Consider the following 17,426-nt stretch of genomic DNA (forward strand, 5'->3'; position numbering starts at 1 on the left):
CATGCCCAAGTCGCTCCTAGAACAACTGCCCGAGATCGTCGCCAACGGGCGTCGGCAAGCGGAGAAGATCCTCGAAGGCCTGGAGGGCCGCCAGCGCATCGGCCTGCAGACGCGGGAGTGGGTGCTGCCGTCCAAGGACAGCGCCTCGACCGACTGGGTCACGGCCCAGGCCCGCCGCGCCCATGTGCCGCCGGGTGAGGAGTCCGGCGGCGACGGCTGGACCAACCGGCTGATCTACGGCGACAACCTGCTGGCGATGGCGGCGCTGCTGGCCGGTGACGAGCACACGCCCTCACTGCGTGGCCGGGTGGACCTGATCTACATCGACCCGCCCTTCGACTCCAAGGCCGACTACCGCACCAAGGTGACGCTGCCCGGCGTGGAGTTGGAGCAGAAGCCCACCGTGATCGAGCAGTTCGCCTACTCCGACACCTGGGCGGACGGCACGGCGTCCTACCTCGCGATGATCACCCCGCGCCTGATCCTGATGCGCGAGCTGCTGGCCGATACCGGGTCGATTTATGTGCACCTGGATTGGCATGTGGGGCACTACGTGAAGCTGGTGATGGATGAAGTTTTTGGACGCATGAATATGCGTAACGAGGTAATTTGGTACTACTCAACGCTTGGTAGGCCAAAGGATCGATTTGCCCAAAAACACGACGCCATTTTTTGCTACGGCAAGAACGATGTCAGCTACTTCAGTGAACAAGACGCGAGAATTCCATATAGCGAAGAGTACATACAATCCCATTTTAGAGATAGGGATGAGAACGGTCTAGTATGCCGCAAGCGATTCGATGCTGGAAAGTGGCGAACCTATTACCCTGACGAAGGAATGATCCCGAACGATGTTTGGGATATTCCATATGAGAACTCCATGTCAAAAGACAGGGTTGGCTATGCAACCCAAAAACCGACTGCATTGCTAGAAAGAATCATCAAATCATCCTGCCCACCTGATGGGTTGGTGGCAGATTTCAACGGAGGTTCAGGTACAACGGCAGTCGTTGCAGAAGATCTCCAACGTCGTTGGGTAACCTGCGATCTGGGTAAACCCGCCTGCATGATCATGCGCAAGCGGCTGATCGACCAAGACGCCAAGCCCTTCCTCTATCAGGCGGTGGGCGACTACCACGTCGAGGCGGCCAAGGCCACTCTGGGGCGGGACTTTCGCATCGGCGACCTGGCGCAGATCGTCCTGTCGCTCTATGGCGCGCTGCCGCTGCCGCCGGAGGACAACCCGCTGCGCAACCTCGGGCAGATCGCGGGAATATCCACCACCGCTGGCCGAGGCAGCAAGACGCTGGTGCTGGCCGATTCACCCAACAAACTCACCGGCGCGGCCACGCTGAAAAAGGCGGTGGCGCTGCGTGACAACCTGCTGGGCGGCTGGGACCGCGTGGTGGTGCTGGGCTGGAACTTCGAGCCCTCGATCGGCGAAACCATCACGGCGCTGAACGACAAGCACCTGGAAGTGCTGGTGATCCCGCCCGACCTGCTCGACCGCCTGAAGAAGAAGGGCGGCGTGGACAAACTGCGCGGCCAGGTGAGATTCTCCTCCCTGCAATACCTCACCCTCGACCCCGTGCAGCGCAGCAGCACCGCACCGGACGAACAGGGCGCGGCGCAGGAGAAACTCACCGTCTCGCTGAAGAACTACGTGCTGCTCTCGCCCGAGGCCATCAACCTCGACGAGGCCAACCGCGTGAAACTGCAGGCGGTGATGAACCAGGACCCGCTGGCGCTGATCGAGTATTGGGCGGTGGATCCGGACTACGACGGCAAACTCTTCCGTTCCGTCTGGCAGGACTACCGCGGCAATACTGCCAACGATGGCGATGCACTGAGCGTGATCTCTGTGGCGGTGCTGACATTGCCCCGCCAGGCCGGCACGCGCCGGGTCTGCGTGCGGGCGGTGGACGTGTTCGGCTTCGAGTCCGAGGTGGTGGCCAACGTGGCGGAGCCGCAGGCATGAGCCCGACCCGAACCCGAGCCACGGCGAGCACCGAGGCCGATCCGCTGGCACTGTCCACCGCACTGACGCTGAAGACGCAGGCGCTGTGTGTCGGGCTGGAGAGCGGTGCGGCCGACCTGTTCGAGCTGGTCACGCCGACCACGGCCGAGCTGCTGCACTGGTGGTTCGGCGAGGACATGACAGCCACGCGCAGCGGGCTGAACTTCCACGCTGGACAGCAGCAGGCGATCCTGAACACCATCGTCGGGCACGAGGTGCTGGGTGCGACGTCGCTGCGCGAGTTGTACGAGCGTGCGGCGCCGCAGGCGCTGCTGGCCGGCACGCGGCTGGCCGAGGTGTCGCAGGACAAGCATGCGCACCCCAAGTACTGCCTGAAGATGGCCACCGGCACCGGCAAGACCTGGGTGCTGCAGGCGCTGATGATCTGGCAGCTGCTGAACAAGAACGCGGCGCTGGCGGAGGGGCGCGACGATCCACGCTTCACCCGCCAGTTCATGGTGGTGGCGCCGGGGCTGATCGTCTATGAGCGGCTGCTGGACGCCTTCTGCGGCAAGCTGGTGGCGGGTTCGGCCAGCGGCGCGCGCGACTTCAGCAGCTCGGACATGGCGCGCTACGCCGAGCTGTTCATCCCCGAGGGCCAGCGCGAAGCGGTGCTGGCCTTCGTGCGCGGCAACGTCTGCAGCAAGACCGAGATCGGCCTGAAGGCCACCGGCAACGGGATGATCGCGATCACCAACTGGCACCTGCTCGCCGAGGGCGAGACCGAGGACGAGACGCCTGAGGACGTGCTGGCCCCGGGCGCGCCCGCGGACCCGCAGCGGGTGGCTCAGGCGGTGCTGCCGCTGACGCCAGGCCGGGCGACCGGCAATGCGCTGGACGTGCTGGACCGCCGCTACGCGCGCGGCAACGTGCTGGAGTTCCTGGCCGGGTTGCCCGAGCTGATGGTCTTCAACGACGAGGCCCACCACATCCACGAGTTCAAGCGTGAGGGGGAGACGACCGAGGTGGAGTGGCAGAAGAGCCTGAGCCGCATCGCCGAGCCCAAGGGACGGCGCTTCGTGCAGGTGGACTTTTCGGCCACGCCCTACAACGACGTGGGCACGCCGAAGAACCGGCGCAAGGTCTACTTCCCCCACATCGTGACCGACTTCGACCTGAAGAGCGCGATGCGCGCCGGGCTGGTGAAGTCGCTGGTGCTGGACCGGCGCAGCGAGGTCGGCGCCCTGCCGCTGGAGTTCAAGGCCGAGCGCGACCAGGAGGGCAACCCCATTCTCAGCGCCGGCCAGCGCGTGATGCTACGCGCCGGCCTGCACAAGCTGCGCAAGCTGGAGACCGACTTCGCCCGGCTGGACCCGGCCCGCCATCCGAAGATGCTGGTGGTCTGCGAGGACACCACCGTGTCGCCGCTGGTGGCGCAGTTCCTGCGCGACGAGGGGCTGGCCGAAGACGAGGTCATGACCATCGACTCCGGCAAGAAGGCCGAGCTGGGCGAGAAGGACTGGGCGCCGGTGCGCGAGCGCCTGTTCAACGTGGACCGGCACGCCACGCCGCGCGTCATCGTCAGCGTGCTGATGCTGCGCGAGGGTTTCGACGTCAACCACATCTGCGTGATCGTGCCGCTGCGCTCCTCCCAGGCGCAGATCCTGCTGGAGCAGACCATCGGCCGCGGCCTGCGGCTGATGTGGCGCGATCCGGAGTACGGCGACATCAAGCGCGAGAACCGCGAGCGCATCAATGCCGGGCAGGAACCGGCCAGCCTGATCGACATCCTCTCGATCGTCGAGCATCCGGCGTTCAACTCTTGGTATGCAGAGCTGATGGAGGAGGGCTTGGCGAGCGTCAGCACCGAAGCCGGCGATGGTCAGTCCGGCACGGGCGACGTGATCGCTGCCGAGTTGCGCGAGGGCTACGAGGCCTTCGACTTCGCGATCCCCTTCATCCTGCGTGAGGCCGAGGAGGTGCTGGAGCACGCGCCGCTGGACGTGGCAGCGCTGCCGCCCTTCACGGCGATGGGATTGGGCCAGCTGAAGGAGCTGCTCGGCAAGGGTGACCAGTTCATCTCGCAGGACCTGCAGAGCAGCACGCTGTTCGGTGGCTACCGGGTGGACGGCGCGGTGATGAACGTGGGTGGCTACAACGACTTCCTCGGCCGGTTGACCCGGCGCATCGCCCAGGCCCTGAGCCAACCCCTGCCGCGCCACAACAAGGTGGCCAACCACCTGGCCACGCCCTACCAGCAGGTGCACACGGCCGAGCTCACCGGCTGGTTGGACGAGTACGTCTGGCATCGGCTCTTCGGCGGGGCGTTCAACCCGCTGGCCGACGAGAACTGGCGCCTGCTCCTGCTGCAGCCGGTGGTGGACCACATCACCAAGGTCTTTGGTGTGGCGCTGCTGGAGGCTGGGCAGGCACAGACGGTCGGTGCGACCGAGGTCCGGCACCGGCGCCTGTCGGAAGTGCCCAAGCTGATGGTGCGTGAGGGCAGTTCCATCGAGGTGGGCAAGTGCATCTACACCCGCCTGCCCTACCCGGCGCGCAACGGCGGGCTGGAGAAACGCTTCATCCACTGGGCCCAGGCGGACGCGAGCGTGCAGGCCTTCTGCAAGATCAGCGAGACGCGCCACGCCTTCATGCGCCTGCGCTACGTGAAGGAAGACGGCCTGGCGGCCTTCTACTCACCGGACTTCCTGCTGCGCACCACCGAGGCGATCTACCTGGTGGAAACCAAGGCGCAGGAGCAGCTGCTGCACCCCAACGTGAAGCGCAAGTGCCGCGCGGCCATCGCCTGGTGCGACCGCATCAACACCCTGGCGCCGGTTGAACGCGACGGCCGGGACTGGCACTACGTGCTGCTGGGAGAGGAGACGGTGGTCGAATGGCAGGAGCGGCATGCCCCACTGGCGCAGCTGCTGAACTTTGCCCGCCTGCGGCCGGTGGCGCAGGCGTCGATGCAGGGGAGCTTGATCTAAGGGCCGGCTAGCTCTGGGGAGGGCCAATGAGGGGCTTCGCTCGCCAACACCCAGTGCTGCAGCCGCGTCAGATCCTCAGGCGGCAAATTGCACCTCGGCGCTGCCGCAGACCTCCTCGCGGAACCAGCGCGACAGGTCGGCGGCGGTGCGCAGATCCACCTTGCGCCCGCCCAGCAGGCCGGACAGCTCGATCTCCATCGCCGAGATGCCGAGCAGGCCGGGGGTGCGGCCGGACTCGAACTCCACCAGCAGGTCCACATCGCTGTCTGGCCGGGCGGTGCCCTTCAGCTGGGAGCCGAAGAGCGATAGCCGGCGAATGCCGTGTGTGCGGCAGAAGCGCGCCAGCGTGGCGTCGTCGAGGCTGGCCAGAGCGGGGTGCATGGCGCAGATCGTAGCGGCTTCGGCTCGGTTCGTGCGATGGATTGGGGCTCCGCAACCCCTGAGCCTGGCTGTATGCTATTGTCATACGTCACCCCGGAGTTCCGCCATGCCCACCGTCCCCGCCGCCGTCCTGAGTGTCCGCATCAGCCCCAGCGAACGCGCCCTGCTGGAGGCGGCGGCGGAGCAGGCGCGGACCCACCTGAGTGATTTCGTCCGGCGGCGGGCCCTGGAGGCCGCCGAGGCCGATCTGCTGGATCGTCGCGTCGTGACGATCGCGGCAAAGGACTGGGCCCGGTTCGAGGCCTGGGCCGGCGAGCCGGCGAAGGAGGTGCCGGCGCTGCGCCAACTGGCGGAGGTTCGCCCCGTCTGGCAGGGTCTGCAGCAAGGGAAATGAAGGGCGTGACCACGGCGCCACGCCCGCTGGCGGCCGAAGACGACACGGCGGCCTTCGATTGCGGGCGGGAGGCGCTGAACCAGTGGTTGCGCCGCCATGCCTGGCGCAACCAGGAACTGGGCGTGTCGCGCACCAGCGTGGTCTGCGACCCGGCGACCGGGGACCTCATCGGTTTTGTGAGCTTGTCGGCGGCGCAGATCGAGCGGGCCTGGCTGCCCAAGGCGCAGCAGCGCAACCGGCCCGACCCGATGCCGGCGATCCTGCTGGGCCAGTTGGCGGTGGATCTGCGGTGGCAGGGGCGGGGTGTGGCGCGATCGCTGGTGTTCTATGCGCTCACCACGGCCGTGCGCCTGTCCAGGGAGGTGGGCTGTTTCTGCGTGCTGACCCACCCGCTGGATGACGAGTTGCGCGCCTTGTACACCCGCTTCGGGTTCGAGGACCTGCCCTTCGATCCCGCGCGCAGCATGGCGGTCCGCATCGGTGACCTGCTGCACAACGGGTTCGATGGGGCGGGCTGACGCGCAGCGACAGCAACAGGCCCGGGGGGCACCCTCACCCCGCAAACATCACCCGCAACCGCTGCGGCCGCGGCTGGGCCACCTGGTCCAGCGGGAGTTCGTGGGTCTGCTTGACCTTGGACAGTGCGATGTGGGTCTTGACCTGGGCGACGCCGGGCAGCGTCAGCAGGCGCTTCATCATCAGGTCGGAGAAGGTGGCCAGGTCGGGGGCGACGATGCGCAGCAGATAGTCGGCCTCGCCGCTGATGGCGAAGCATTCCAGCACCTCCGGCAGCGCGGCGATCTGGCGTTCGAATTCGGCCGGGCGGGTCTGATCGTGGCGCTCCAGCAGCACGTGGGCGAAGGCGGTGACGCCCAGGCCCAGGGCCGCGGCGTCCAGCAGCGCGGCGTAGCCGGTGATGACCTGGGCCGCCTCCAGCCGCTGGATGCGCCGGCTGATCTGGGAGGCCGACAGCGCGGCCTGCTCGCCCAGCGCCGCGTTGGTGGCCTGGCCATCGCGCTGCAGCGCGGCCAGCAGGGCGAGGTCGTAGCGGTCGATGGTCAGTTCGTTCATGAAGCAACACCTGGGCGCACGGAACGTGCATCAAGGGTGCATCCTAAGCCCCGGAACGAACACCGTTTGCACGCGAATCGCACGACAGTAGCGGCTGGCCCGACACCCTTGCACCGCCCGCCATGAACCTCACCGAATCCCTGCTGCACGCGCTGAAGGCCCACGGGGCCCGTCAGATCTTCGGCATCCCGGGCGACTTCGCCCTGCCCTACTTCAAGGTCATCGAGGCCTCGGGCATCCTGCCGCTGTACACGCTGTCGCACGAGCCGGGCGTGGGTTTTGCAGCGGATGCGGCCGCACGCATCGGCAACAACAGCGGCACCGGCAGCGACGGCAGCGGCGGCCGGGCCCTGGGTGTGGCGGCGGTGACCTACGGCGCCGGGGCGCTGAACATGATCAACTCGGTGGCGGCGGCCTATGCCGAGAAGTCGCCGCTGGTGGTGATCTCCGGCGGGCCCGGCGAGGGTGAGTCGAACTCCGGCCTGCTGCTGCATCACCAGGCCAAGCGGCTGGATTCGCAGTTCCGCATCTTCGAGGAGATCACCTGCGACCGCGCCCGGCTGGATGACCTGGAGCGCGCGCCGGCCGACATCGCCCGGGTGCTGGGCAACTGCCTGAAGCACTCGCGCCCGGTGTACCTGGAGATCCCGCGCGACAAAGCCGCGTCGCCCTGCGCACCGGTGCCGGCGATCGAGCCGCCCGCGGTGGACCCGGATGCGCTGGCCGCCTGCGCCGACGAGGTGCTGCAGCGCCTGCAGCAGGCCCAACGCCCGGTGCTGATGGTGGACGTGGAGGTGCGCCGCTACGGCCTCGAGGCCCAGGTGGCCGAGCTGGCGCGGCGCCTGGCGCTGCCGGTGGCCACCTGCTTCATGGGCCGCGGCCTGCTGGCCGATGCGGATGCGCCGCTGGTGGGCACCTACATGGGCGTGGCCGGGCTGCCGGAGGTGACCCAGTTGGTGGAGGACTCGGACGGCCTCTTCCTGCTCGGCGTGATCCTGTCGGACACCAACTTCGCAGTGTCGGAGAAGAAGATCGACCTGCGCCGCAGCATCGTCGCCTGCGATGGTGAGGTGCGGCTGGGCTGGCACGTGTACCACGACATCCCGCTGGCGGCGCTGGTAGAGGCACTGCTGGCGCGCACCGCGCCGCGCGAGGTGGCCTTCGAGGTGCCGCGCAGCGTCTACCCGCGCGGCCTGGTGGCCGATGACGCAGCGATCGCGCCGCAGGACATCGCCACCGCGGTGAACGACCTGATGGACCGCCACGGCCGCCTGCCGATCGCCAGCGACATGGGCGACTGCCTGTTCACCGCGATGGACATCGAGCACACCGCACTCGTCGCCCCCGGCTACTACGCCACGATGGGCTTTGGCGTGCCCGCCGGCCTGGGGCTGCAGGCGGCCACCGGCCAGCGCCCGCTGGTGCTGGTGGGCGATGGCGCCTTCCAGATGACCGGCTGGGAGCTGGGCAACTGCCGCCGCTACGGCTGGGACCCGATCGTCCTGCTGTTCAACAACGCCAGCTGGGAGATGCTGCGCACCTTCCAGCCCGAGTCGCGCTTCAACGATCTGGACGACTGGGGCTTTGCCACCATGGCCGCCGGCCTGGGCGGTGACGGCGTGCGGGTGCACACCCGCGCGCAGCTGCAGGCTGCGCTGGAGCGCGCCGTCGCCACGCGCGGGCGCTTCCAGCTCATCGAGGTGATGATCCCGCGCGGCGTGCTGTCGCAGACGCTGCAGCGGTTTGTGGCGGGGGTGAAGCGGTTGAATGCGGGGAAGTGAGGGCACGCCGGAGACGATTCAGTCCGCGGAGACATCGGCCGGCCGAGGCAGATCGAGCAGGGTGGGCGGATCGAAATCCATCTGTTGTGATTGCGCCGGCATTGCCAACCTATCAGCAATAGACCTGCCGCCGAACCCTGCACTGCAGCCCGCCAGATCGAACTCCGACAGGTTGCGCGGGCCGACATCACCCACGGCGCGGGGCTTGGCCTTGAACATGCCGTAGCCGGCCTGCGGGTCGGACGCAGGCCTTTCGTTCGCCACGATCAACCGGATGCTGCTGCCCTCATCCACCACTTCCAGGCGGGCACCCGGCCTCAACCCGTGGCGTGCCAGGATGTCAGCCGGGATTTCGACCTTGCCGCTGCGCGTGAGGGTGGCGGTGCTCATGGGGCATTCCGGGGAAGTGATGCACAAAGTCTAGCGTTCGTTCCTCCCAAAAAGCACAGAAAGTGGGAAGGCGGTCAGGCACCTTGCCCCAACCACACCCGCTCGACCCGCCCCAGCGCCTGCGACAGCTTCCCCATCCCGAACGGCGACGCCCCCAGCGCCACGGCCTCCCAGGGCGCCCCCACGGCCAGCCGCGGCTGTGCCATGCCGAAGTGCCAGCGCGCGGCGCTGGTGGCGGCGCGCAGCACGGCGTCGACGCCCAGGCCGGCTTCCTGGAAGCGGTCGGCCTCCTCGGCCAGCGCCAGGCCATGCACCACGCCCATGCTGCCGGCGTCGGTGCCGAGCAGCAGCCTCACGCCGAGTTCGTCGGCCAGGCGCAGGTGCTCGGCATGGTCGTCGAGGATGCGGCGCAGGTTGCCCACCGTGTTCGCGCTCCAGCCCACCGCATCGGGCTGGGCCCACTGGAAGTGCACGGGGCAGAAGGTGGGCGTCCAGGCCAGGCCGCGGTCGCGCATCTTCAGCAGGTGCTCGCGGGTCATGAAGAAGCCGTGCTCGATGGCATCGACACCCGCCTCCACCGCCACGTCCAGCCCCTTGACGCCGCTGCAGTGGGCGAAGACCTTGCGTCCACAGGCGTGGGCCGTCTCGACCACCAGCCGGGCGGCGGGGATGTCGAACTGCGGCTCGTCGGTGACGGTGCCGGCATCGAAATCGATGATGCCGGTGAGGATGAGCTTGATCTCGTCGTTGGCCTCGGCGAGCTTTGTCACCGAGCCGCGGATGCTGGTGGCGTCGTCCACATCGGTGGCCATGAAGGTGCCGTAGCGCTTGGCGCGCTTGACGCCCAGGCCGCCGGAGCGCACGCGGGCTAAGCCGGCGAGTGGGTCACAGGCCTCGTCACGCACGCGGTTGTTGATGCCGTGGCGGTCGCCCGCATCCCGCACGAGGGTGACCCCAGCAGCGAGGTTCTGGCGGGCGCTGCGGCGGGCGGCGTCGGTGAGCTGCTCGACGTTCTGCTTCAGGTGGGCGGAGCGAGTGGCTTGGTCGGTGGGGCCACCGTCGAGGAAGAGGTGCACATGCGCATCGACCAGCCCCGGCATCAGGAAGGCCACGCGCTGCAGCGGCCAGCCTTGGGCGGCGAGCGTCTCGCCGTGGTCGCCCTCGGCCAGGCCGGCGAGGCGGCCGTCCACCACCTTGAACGTGGTCGGGCCGTGGGCGTGGCGGCGCTCGCCGTCGAACCATTCGGTGGCGACGAGGACGAAGCGATTCGCAGGGGTTGTGCTCATGCCCGGTAGAACTTGCGCACCGCCCGCAGCGCGTTGCTGCCCGTCTGCTCCAGGAAATTCAGGTAGGCCTTCAGCACGTAGTGGTCCTCGGGCAGCGGCTCGTAGCCGCGCCAGGGGGTGCCGAGTACGGTGTCGAAGCCGTGCGGCACGGTCAGCGTCAGGAAGGCGTTTTCCAGGCTGTGCTTCAGGTCCGAGCCGTCGGCGGCCTTGGGCGGCAGCTGCTGGCCGATGTTGGACAGGCCGCCCATCATGTGCACGCCCTTCAGGTCCGGGTCGGCGCCGATGAGCTTGATGGCATCGACGGTGCTGCGGTTCAGCCGCTCGGTGTCCGCGATGATGGCGCTGACCGACATGTCGATGAAGAGGTCGTCGGCCGGCATGCCGTAGTCGCGCATCAGCCGCAGCGCGCCGCGGCGCGCGGTGCCGTAGATCTCCTCGGCGGTCTTGTTGCCCAGGGCCTTCGGCTGGCCGTCCACCACCTCGACCCGCTCGCTGGCCATCAGGATGACCTTGAAGCGGTACTCGCCGTAGAGCTCCATCAGGTCCCAGCGGTGCTCGGTGATGGAGTTGACGATCGGCAGCGCGCCATGGGCCTTGGCCGGGTCGTAGGCGGCCAGGCAGACGGCCTGCACCTTCTTGCTGGGGAAGTCGAAGGAGATCGGCACGGTGGTGACCTCCTGGATGGCGCGGATGACGGTGGCCATCCACTGCGGGTCGGTCAGTGCCTGGGCGCCGATGTTGACGTTCAGCCAGCTCGCGCCCGCCTCGGCCTGCTTGACGGCCAGGGCCTGGATGCCGGCGATGTCCTGGTTGTCGAAGAGCGCCTTGGTGCTCTTGAAGCCGGGGTTGATGCGCTCGCCGATGATGCGGATGGGGAAGCCCTGGGCGGTCTTTGTCGGGGTGGTGGGGGTCATGATCCGAAGCCGATGTGCTGGAGGAAGGATTTCTGGAAGTCGGAGCGGGTGCTGAGCTCCACGTAGCGGGCCTGCCGGGCGATCTGGGCGGCGCGTGCGCGGCGCTCGCGGCTGCTGAGCATCTGCTGCACGCCCAGGCCGGCGGCGTTGCCGACCTGCTGGAAACGCGAAGTGCCGTCGGGCGCAGGTGGCAGCGGCGGCAAGAGGCCGATCGCTCGGGCGCTCTCGACGCGGATGTAGGCGCCGAAGGCCCCGGCGATGACGAAGCGGTGAATCTGCGACTCGTCCAGCCCCGCCTCGGCGCAGAGCAGCTTGACGCCGGTGCGGATGGCCGACTTGGCCAGCTGCACCGCACGCACGTCGTGCTGGCTGAAGCGCACCGCGGGGATCAGGCGATGGCGCTCCTCGGTCTCCTCGGCCAGGGTGATAGCGCGCACGCCGTCCACCTCGGCGATGGACGGATGGCGGCCGGCGACGATGCGCCCGCGCGCGTCGATCCAGCCGGCGCCGACGAAGGCGGCCAGCGCGTCCAGCACGCCGGAGCCGCACAGGCCCACGGGCACGCCGCCGCCGATGACCTGCAGGCGCAAGGCGTCATCGACGACCTCGACGCGCTCGATCGCGCCCTCGGCGGCGCGCATGCCGCTGCCGATGTGGCCGCCCTCCAGCGCCGGGCCCGAGGGGCAGGAGGCCGAGAGAATGCGGCCGTCGTGGACGAGGCTGATTTCCGTGTTCGTCCCGATGTCCATGACGAGCGTGACGCCGGGCGCCTGCCAGATCGCCTCGGTCGCCAGCAGCGCGGTGACGTGGTCGCCCCCGACGAAGCCGCCGATCGACGGCGCCAGGTGCAGCGCGGCGCCCGGACCCAGCGCCAGGCCGAGGCGGTCGGCCGCCACGTCGACGGCCTCCAGCGCGGCGGCCACGAAGGGCGCGCGGCCCAGCTGCGCCACCGGCCAGCCGGCCAGCAGGTGCTGCATCGCGGTGTTGCCGCAGACCACGGCGTCGGCGATGTCCGTCACCGCGGCGCCCACCGCGCGGGTCAGGTCATGCGCCAGCGACTGGATGGCCCCCACCGCGGCGCGGCGCAGCGCCTCGGCGGTATCGGGCTCCTTGATGGCGTGGTTGATGCGGCTGATCAGGTCCGCGCCCCAGGCCACCTGGGGGTTCTCCAGCCCGAGGCTGGCCAAGCGCCGGCCGCTGGCGAGATCGACTAGGAAGGCCGCCGCGTTGGTGGTGCCCAGGTCCACCGCCAGCCCGAGCAGCGGCGCCCCCGGTCGGGCCACGCTGGCGACGGTGAGTGGGCCGCCGGCCTGAGCCTGCCGCAGCCGGGCCTGCACCTGCCATCCGTGCTGGCGCAGGACACCGGGGAGCGCGGCGCTGGCGGCCCAGTCGATCGCGGCGGGCTCGATGGGTTCGGCCCGCTCGGCCAATACGCGGCGCAGCCGGTCGGCGTCGCTGGCCAGGTCCTGCAGCGTGGCGGGTGGCAGCGTCAGCTCGACGGCGGTGAGCGACGGGTCCAGCGGCAGCGGCGCTGCCTCTCCCCCGGTGCGCACGTCGGCCCGCACGATCGGCGCCAGCGAGCGCGGCGCCACCTCCAGCGTCAGGTCCGAGCGCGGCTGGATGCAGCAGGCGCGCAGCCACTTCCGATGGGCGCCCTCGCCTTCGCGGTGCACCCGGCCCTCGGTGACGCGAACGATGCAGGAGCCGCAGTGGCCGCGCCCGCCGCAGGCGCCGACGATGCGCAGGCCGGCGCGGCGGGCGGCGGCGAAGAGGGTTTCATCCTCCCGGCAGTCGATCTGCCGGTCCAGCGCCGGCACGTCGATGCGGTGGGGGCGGTGATGGGGCAGCTCCGTCATGCCGCGTCCCGATGGTCCGGCAGGGAGATCGGCTGCACCTTGAAGGCCGAATCCTTCACCAGGGCACAGCGCTCGCGGTTGCGGCAGCTGTCGCAGCGCGACCAGGCCTGCGGCGGCAGGTCCAGGCCCACGCCCTGGACGATGGAGGTCGATTTGGTCGGGTTCATCATCAGCGTGGAGGTCAGCCGCACGCCGATCTGCTCGGCGCCGGCCAGGTCCAGCACCACCTGCTGGGCCTTCAGCGCCAGCCCGGGGTCGCCGGCGCGCAGCTCACCGGCCACGCACAGGCCCTGCTTGCGCATGGCCGCGAGCAGGCGGTCCTGCACGCGGCGCGACAGCGCGAAGAGCAGCTCATTGGCCACGCCGTCCAGCGCGACGGCCAGCGAGGGGCGGCGCTCGGCGAACAGCGCGCCGATGCGCTGCTCGACCGCATCGCCCACCGTGGCCACCGCGCAGGCCGCCCCCGTGAGCTGCCCGCTGGCCGGCACCAGCCAGGGCGCTTCCAGCCGCCCGCCCTCCAGCTCCAGCCAGCCGGTGGCGCCGGGGCTGCCCTGCAGCGGCGCGATGCGCCAGCAGGCCCGCGCGTCGAGCAGGCCCTCGTCGCGCACCATCTGCAGCGCCTGCTGGCGCAGCGCGATGAACTTCTCGCGCCGCGCCACCATCGCCGGCACGCGGCCCTGCTCGACGTCCTTCAGGACATCGACGTTGCGCAGGATGTGGACGTCGGTGGGGGCTGGGGCCGTCATCGCTCAGCCCGCATATTTCCGGGCCGCATCGAACATGGCGCGCACATTGGGGGCGGGCGTTTCGTCCGGGATGCCGAAGGCGCCGTCCAGGATCAGCTTGCCGCCCTTGCGCCAGACCTCGTCGACCAGGCGCTTCACGGCGGCGTCCACCTCGTGGGGCTGGCCGGTGGTCATCAGCGAGGGCGAGAGGTTGCCGCGCAGTGCGACGCGGTCGCCCAGCACCTCGAAGGCCTTGACCATGTCGGTGCGCTCGAACCAGTAGATGCACTTGCCCGGCGGGATGTCCTTGATGACCTCCAGCCGCTTGGTGCAGTCCGCCTCCCACAGCGGCATCGGGATCAGGTCGGCCTCGATCAGCGTCATCATCAGCCGGCGGAACGACGGCCACCAGAACTCCTCGAACTGCTTCGGGCTCATGAAGGCGTCCGGCGCCCAGTGGATCGGGATGAAGACGATCGGGTGGTTCGCGGCACGGGCGTTGGTGATCGTCATGCGGGCGATGAACACCGCCGCCTTGTCCAGCACCTGCTTGAGCTTCTCCTTGTGCCGGAACAGGTCCTTCATCATCCCGGTGGCGCCGCGGAAGTAGTCGGCGATGAAGTCGTAGGGTGCGATCGAGTTGCCACCGTTGATGAGCGGGAAGCCCGCGGCGTTGATCTGGTTCACCCAGTCGAGGTGGTTGGCGAAGAAGACGTTGGTCTCCTCGGCCGCGGCGACGATCTTCTCGAACGACGCGCGCACCTCCGGCAGCGCAAACGGGCGGATGCCGTTGACCAGGCGGAAGTAGTGCAGCCCGGGGAAGTCCGGCAGCTTGTCGAAGCCCTCGAAGGCGCCCGCCACCCGCGGCAGGTAGGTGTGCAGGTAGAAGCCGGTGGGGTCGAAGAGGAAATCGTCGTACTCCTCGGCCTTCATGTACTCCCGGTCCAGGTACTGGAAGGGCTGCATCGGCCCCACGCCGTGGCCGGGCCACTGCAGCTGCTTGAATTCCAGCTTCTCCAGCGCGCGGCCCATGTTGGTGCCCATCAGCAGCGGGTACACGCCATCGGGCTCGAACTCGGCGACCACGTCGAAGCAGACCTTCTTGGCCTTGTGATAGTCGTACATCAGCTCCTGGTAGGTGATGCCGCCGTGCGTGGCCGGCCAGAAGAAGCTCTGCATCGCCACCGGCATGCGGTCGGGCTGCTCCAGCCGCGCGCAGGCCAGGATGCGCTCGTAGCGGGCGTCGTAGGCGGCCTTGGCTTCGGGCGTTTGAGCGTGAGCCCCGAGCATCGTCGGTGCGTAGGTGGACTCGCTCATGCCGCCACCCCCATCCAGTCGCGGCACAGGCCCACGGCCTCGACCGCGTTGACGCCGAAGGCATCTGCGCCCGTGTAGGCGCGCACCGTCTCGTCGATCTGGCCGCCGCCGATCATCACCTTGAAGCCGGGGCGGATGCCGGCGGCGTCGAAGGCGGCAATCGTCTCCTTCATCGAGTCGAAGGCCAGCGTCAGGAAGCCCGACAGGCCCACCACGGTCGGCTGGAAGGCCTGGATCTCCTCGATGAACTTGCTGACCGGCACGTCCACGCCGATGTCCTTCACCTCGAAGCCGTTGATGTCGAGCATGAAGGTGACGATGTTCTTGCCGATGTCGTGCAGGTCGCCATGCACGGTGCCGATCAGCACCCGGCCGTGCGTCTGCGCGGCGCCGCCGCCAGCGGCCTTGATGAGCGGCTTGGCGACCGCGCCGATGGTGTCCAGCATCTCGCCGGCCAGCACCAGCTCGGGCAGGAAGTACTCGCCCTCCTCGAAGCGCTTGCCCACGATGTCCATCGCCGCGCGACAGAGGTCGAGCACATGCATCGGGTCCACCTTGTCCTCCAGCAGGAAGCGGTGGGCCAGCGGCAGCGCGTCGTCCTCGTTCATGTCGGCCAGCCATTCGACGAGCTGGCGCTCCTCATCGGTCCATTCTTCGGTCGGTTTGGCCATGGTGTCTCCTTGGTGGGTGCTCGGTGGGGGTTTGAAATCAGGAAGCTGAAGACGGGTTGCTCAGCGGGCTGCGCAGGCCGGCGTCGACGATCACCTGGGCCAGCGTGGCCTCGTTGCGGTGGCCCATCAGGTGGATGCCGGCCACGCCCTCCAGGCGCTGCAGCGCGTGGATCGTCTCGATGCAGACGCGCCGGCCTTCGGCGCGCTGGTCCTCGGCGGCGGCGATGCGCGCGATCACCGCGTCGGGCACCGCCACGCCGGGCACGTGCTCGGCCATCCACTTCAGGCCGCGGGCGCTGGGCAGCGTGCCCACGCCGATCAGCAGCGCGGCGCGGCGGTGCAGGCCGCGGCGGCAGGCCTCGTCCAGGAAGGCGCGCAGGCGGTCCAGGTCAAAGCAGAACTGGGTCTGGATGAAGCGCGCGCCCGCGTCGATCTTGCGTTCCAGGTTGTCCACACGGTCGACATACGGCGGCACGAAGGGGTTGGCGGTGGCGCCCAGGAACAACTTTGGCGCCTGCTCCAGCGCCCGGCCGGAGGCGTAGGTGCCGCGTGCCGTCATGCCCTGCAGCACGCCCAGCAGGTTGACGGCGTCCAGGTCGAACACCGGCTTGGCCTCGGGGTGGTCGCCCTGGCTCACGTCGTCGCCGGTCAGGCAAAGCACGTTGCGCACGCCGAGCGCCGCGGCGCCCAGCACGTCGCCCTGCACCGCGATGCGGTTGCGGTCGCGACAGCCCACCTGGCAGACCGGCTCGAAGCCTGCGGCCGCCAGCACCGACGCCGCGGCCACGCTGGACATGTGGCAGTTGCCGCCCGCGCCGTCGGTGATGTTGATCGCGTCCACCAAGCCGCGGAAGCGCTCGGCCCGGGCCAGCAGCACGGCCGGGTCGGGGGAGTCGGGTGGGGCGATTTCCACCGTCACCGCGAAACCCTGGCCGCGCAGCGCGTCCTGCAGGGCCGCATCGAACGCGCTGAGGGGTTCGGCAAGCCGCGGCGCGGGTGGCGGAGCGCTGCGCGTCACCGGAACCGCATCGGGCTCGGGCTGGATCACCTGGATCCAGGTCGAGCGCTCGCTGCGGCGCCGGTCCAGCGGCGCCAGCCAGGGCGCAGCCACCGAGCCAGCGCGGCGCTGGCCATCACCCGCCTCCAGCCAGGTGCAGCGCATCTGCGGCCGTACCTCGCAGCCGCCGTCGGCGCGCACGCCGCCGCAAGGGCCGTTGCGCAGCTGCTTGGCGCAGGTCATCGGGCAGGCCATGCCGGTGTGGCCCAGCACGCATTGGCCGCACATGCGGCAGTCGAACAGCAGGGCCTTGCCGGCGCGCTCCAGCGGGCGCAGCCAGCGCTCGCTGCGCGCCAGCCCCAGGCCGCGCGCCAGCGGCGCCAGCCGCGGAGCCCAGCGTGCGCCCCAGCGGTACACGCGTGCCAGCCCCGCCGCGTGGCGCACCGACCAGCGGCGCAGGCTCAGCATCGCCGGCCGGCGCGGGCCGGGGTGCAGGGTTGGGCGGGCATGGGATTCAATCTTGTATACATGGATGGGATCGGCAGACTACGTGGGCGGGTTCCGGACTTTCTGATCTACATCAAATGGCATGGGCGGTTTTCGCCATGACACAGGAAAACACCTAGGGAATCAGCGAGCCAGAGAAGCGTTCAGGGAGGTGGTCGCCTGCCCGGAAGGCCGTGGAGGTTGGATGAG

Annotated in this window: 15 protein-coding genes; 5 read left to right on the plus strand and 10 right to left on the minus strand. The window is 69.2% G+C overall.

The window, feature by feature from the left end:
• Nucleotide 1: 1 nt before the first annotated feature.
• Together NGK70_RS01680 and NGK70_RS01685 are read left to right on the plus strand one after the other, a co-directional pair.
• Nucleotides 2–1,978 (plus strand): DNA methyltransferase, encoded by a 1,977-nt coding sequence (locus NGK70_RS01680; protein WP_251971656.1) that lies wholly within the window; start codon nucleotides 2–4, stop codon nucleotides 1,976–1,978.
• The gene (locus NGK70_RS01685) at nucleotides 1,975–4,947 is read left to right on the plus strand and encodes a DEAD/DEAH box helicase family protein (RefSeq protein ID WP_251971657.1); all 2,973 of its coding nucleotides are present in this window, start codon (nucleotides 1,975–1,977) and stop codon (nucleotides 4,945–4,947) included. Before NGK70_RS01680 ends, NGK70_RS01685 begins: the two co-directional genes overlap by 4 nt.
• A gap of 75 nt (nucleotides 4,948–5,022) precedes the next feature.
• Here NGK70_RS01685 and NGK70_RS01690 read toward each other — a convergent pair whose 3' ends face one another.
• Nucleotides 5,023–5,328, minus strand: a complete 306-nt coding sequence (locus NGK70_RS01690) for a nucleotidyltransferase family protein (RefSeq protein WP_251971658.1) — start codon at nucleotides 5,326–5,328, stop codon at nucleotides 5,023–5,025.
• A gap of 106 nt (nucleotides 5,329–5,434) precedes the next feature.
• On the opposite strand from NGK70_RS01690, the gene NGK70_RS01695 reads away from it, so the two are divergent.
• Nucleotides 5,435–5,722, plus strand: a complete 288-nt coding sequence (locus tag NGK70_RS01695; RefSeq protein ID WP_251971659.1) for a type II toxin-antitoxin system TacA family antitoxin — start codon at nucleotides 5,435–5,437, stop codon at nucleotides 5,720–5,722.
• The gene (locus NGK70_RS01700; protein ID WP_251971660.1) at nucleotides 5,719–6,240 is read left to right on the plus strand and encodes a GNAT family N-acetyltransferase; all 522 of its coding nucleotides are present in this window, start codon (nucleotides 5,719–5,721) and stop codon (nucleotides 6,238–6,240) included. The genes NGK70_RS01695 and NGK70_RS01700 overlap by 4 nt, the downstream gene beginning before the upstream one ends.
• Nucleotides 6,241–6,274: 34 nt before the next feature.
• Here the strand turns inward: NGK70_RS01700 and NGK70_RS01705 are convergent, their stop codons facing one another.
• Entirely contained in the window at nucleotides 6,275–6,793 is a 519-nt protein-coding gene (locus tag NGK70_RS01705) for an Lrp/AsnC family transcriptional regulator (protein WP_251971661.1), read from the minus strand.
• Between the two features lie 122 nt (nucleotides 6,794–6,915).
• On the opposite strand from NGK70_RS01705, the gene ipdC reads away from it, so the two are divergent.
• Complete coding sequence (gene ipdC / locus NGK70_RS01710) at nucleotides 6,916–8,574, plus strand: indolepyruvate/phenylpyruvate decarboxylase (RefSeq protein WP_251971662.1); 1,659 nt, start codon at nucleotides 6,916–6,918, stop codon at nucleotides 8,572–8,574.
• An 18-nt stretch (nucleotides 8,575–8,592) separates the two neighbouring features.
• On the opposite strand, the gene NGK70_RS01715 is transcribed toward ipdC, so the two are convergent.
• From NGK70_RS01715 to NGK70_RS01750, 8 genes are all read right to left on the minus strand, one after another.
• Nucleotides 8,593–8,964: an AbrB/MazE/SpoVT family DNA-binding domain-containing protein gene (locus NGK70_RS01715; protein ID WP_251971663.1), complete on the minus strand. Its 372-nt coding sequence runs from the start codon at nucleotides 8,962–8,964 to the stop codon at nucleotides 8,593–8,595.
• A gap of 74 nt (nucleotides 8,965–9,038) precedes the next feature.
• On the minus strand, nucleotides 9,039–10,250 hold the full coding sequence (locus NGK70_RS01720; RefSeq protein WP_251971664.1) for an amidohydrolase family protein: 1,212 nt from the start codon (nucleotides 10,248–10,250) through the stop codon (nucleotides 9,039–9,041).
• Entirely contained in the window at nucleotides 10,247–11,164 is a 918-nt protein-coding gene (locus NGK70_RS01725) for a dihydropteroate synthase (protein ID WP_251971665.1), read from the minus strand. The genes NGK70_RS01720 and NGK70_RS01725 overlap by 4 nt, the downstream gene beginning before the upstream one ends.
• Nucleotides 11,161–13,020, minus strand: a complete 1,860-nt coding sequence (locus NGK70_RS01730) for an ASKHA domain-containing protein (RefSeq protein WP_251971666.1) — start codon at nucleotides 13,018–13,020, stop codon at nucleotides 11,161–11,163. The genes NGK70_RS01725 and NGK70_RS01730 overlap by 4 nt, the downstream gene beginning before the upstream one ends.
• Nucleotides 13,017–13,766, minus strand: coding sequence for a hypothetical protein (locus tag NGK70_RS01735; protein ID WP_251971667.1), 750 nt, complete (start codon nucleotides 13,764–13,766; stop codon nucleotides 13,017–13,019). The genes NGK70_RS01730 and NGK70_RS01735 overlap by 4 nt, the downstream gene beginning before the upstream one ends.
• Before the next feature lie 3 nt (nucleotides 13,767–13,769).
• A complete protein-coding gene (locus tag NGK70_RS01740) occupies nucleotides 13,770–15,062 on the minus strand; it encodes a uroporphyrinogen decarboxylase family protein (RefSeq protein ID WP_251971668.1) in 1,293 nt (430 codons plus the stop codon).
• Nucleotides 15,059–15,733, minus strand: coding sequence for a cobalamin B12-binding domain-containing protein (locus NGK70_RS01745; RefSeq protein ID WP_251971669.1), 675 nt, complete (start codon nucleotides 15,731–15,733; stop codon nucleotides 15,059–15,061). Before NGK70_RS01745 ends, NGK70_RS01740 begins: the two co-directional genes overlap by 4 nt.
• A gap of 37 nt (nucleotides 15,734–15,770) precedes the next feature.
• Nucleotides 15,771–17,198, minus strand: coding sequence for a methylenetetrahydrofolate reductase C-terminal domain-containing protein (locus tag NGK70_RS01750; protein WP_251971670.1), 1,428 nt, complete (start codon nucleotides 17,196–17,198; stop codon nucleotides 15,771–15,773).
• Nucleotides 17,199–17,426: the final 228 nt, after the last annotated feature.

Source organism: Sphaerotilus microaerophilus (assembly GCF_023734135.1).
Taxonomy (GTDB): Bacteria; Pseudomonadota; Gammaproteobacteria; order Burkholderiales; family Burkholderiaceae_C; genus Sphaerotilus; species Sphaerotilus microaerophilus.

Excerpts from the sequence above, each read along its gene's own strand:
- NGK70_RS01680 (WP_251971656.1), top strand. The coding sequence starts at position 2 with ATGCCCAAGTCGCTCCTAGAACAACTGCCCGAGATCGTCGCCAACGGG.
- NGK70_RS01685 (WP_251971657.1), top strand. The coding sequence starts at position 1,975 with ATGAGCCCGACCCGAACCCGAGCCACGGCGAGCACCGAGGCCGATCCG.
- NGK70_RS01690 (WP_251971658.1), bottom strand. The coding sequence starts at position 5,328 with ATGCACCCCGCTCTGGCCAGCCTCGACGACGCCACGCTGGCGCGCTTC.
- NGK70_RS01695 (WP_251971659.1), top strand. The coding sequence starts at position 5,435 with ATGCCCACCGTCCCCGCCGCCGTCCTGAGTGTCCGCATCAGCCCCAGC.
- NGK70_RS01700 (WP_251971660.1), top strand. The coding sequence starts at position 5,719 with ATGAAGGGCGTGACCACGGCGCCACGCCCGCTGGCGGCCGAAGACGAC.
- NGK70_RS01705 (WP_251971661.1), bottom strand. The coding sequence starts at position 6,793 with ATGAACGAACTGACCATCGACCGCTACGACCTCGCCCTGCTGGCCGCG.
- ipdC (WP_251971662.1), top strand. The coding sequence starts at position 6,916 with ATGAACCTCACCGAATCCCTGCTGCACGCGCTGAAGGCCCACGGGGCC.
- NGK70_RS01715 (WP_251971663.1), bottom strand. The coding sequence starts at position 8,964 with ATGAGCACCGCCACCCTCACGCGCAGCGGCAAGGTCGAAATCCCGGCT.
- NGK70_RS01720 (WP_251971664.1), bottom strand. The coding sequence starts at position 10,250 with ATGAGCACAACCCCTGCGAATCGCTTCGTCCTCGTCGCCACCGAATGG.
- NGK70_RS01725 (WP_251971665.1), bottom strand. The coding sequence starts at position 11,164 with ATGACCCCCACCACCCCGACAAAGACCGCCCAGGGCTTCCCCATCCGC.
- NGK70_RS01730 (WP_251971666.1), bottom strand. The coding sequence starts at position 13,020 with ATGACGGAGCTGCCCCATCACCGCCCCCACCGCATCGACGTGCCGGCG.
- NGK70_RS01735 (WP_251971667.1), bottom strand. The coding sequence starts at position 13,766 with ATGACGGCCCCAGCCCCCACCGACGTCCACATCCTGCGCAACGTCGAT.
- NGK70_RS01740 (WP_251971668.1), bottom strand. The coding sequence starts at position 15,062 with ATGAGCGAGTCCACCTACGCACCGACGATGCTCGGGGCTCACGCTCAA.
- NGK70_RS01745 (WP_251971669.1), bottom strand. The coding sequence starts at position 15,733 with ATGGCCAAACCGACCGAAGAATGGACCGATGAGGAGCGCCAGCTCGTC.
- NGK70_RS01750 (WP_251971670.1), bottom strand. The coding sequence starts at position 17,198 with ATGCTGAGCCTGCGCCGCTGGTCGGTGCGCCACGCGGCGGGGCTGGCA.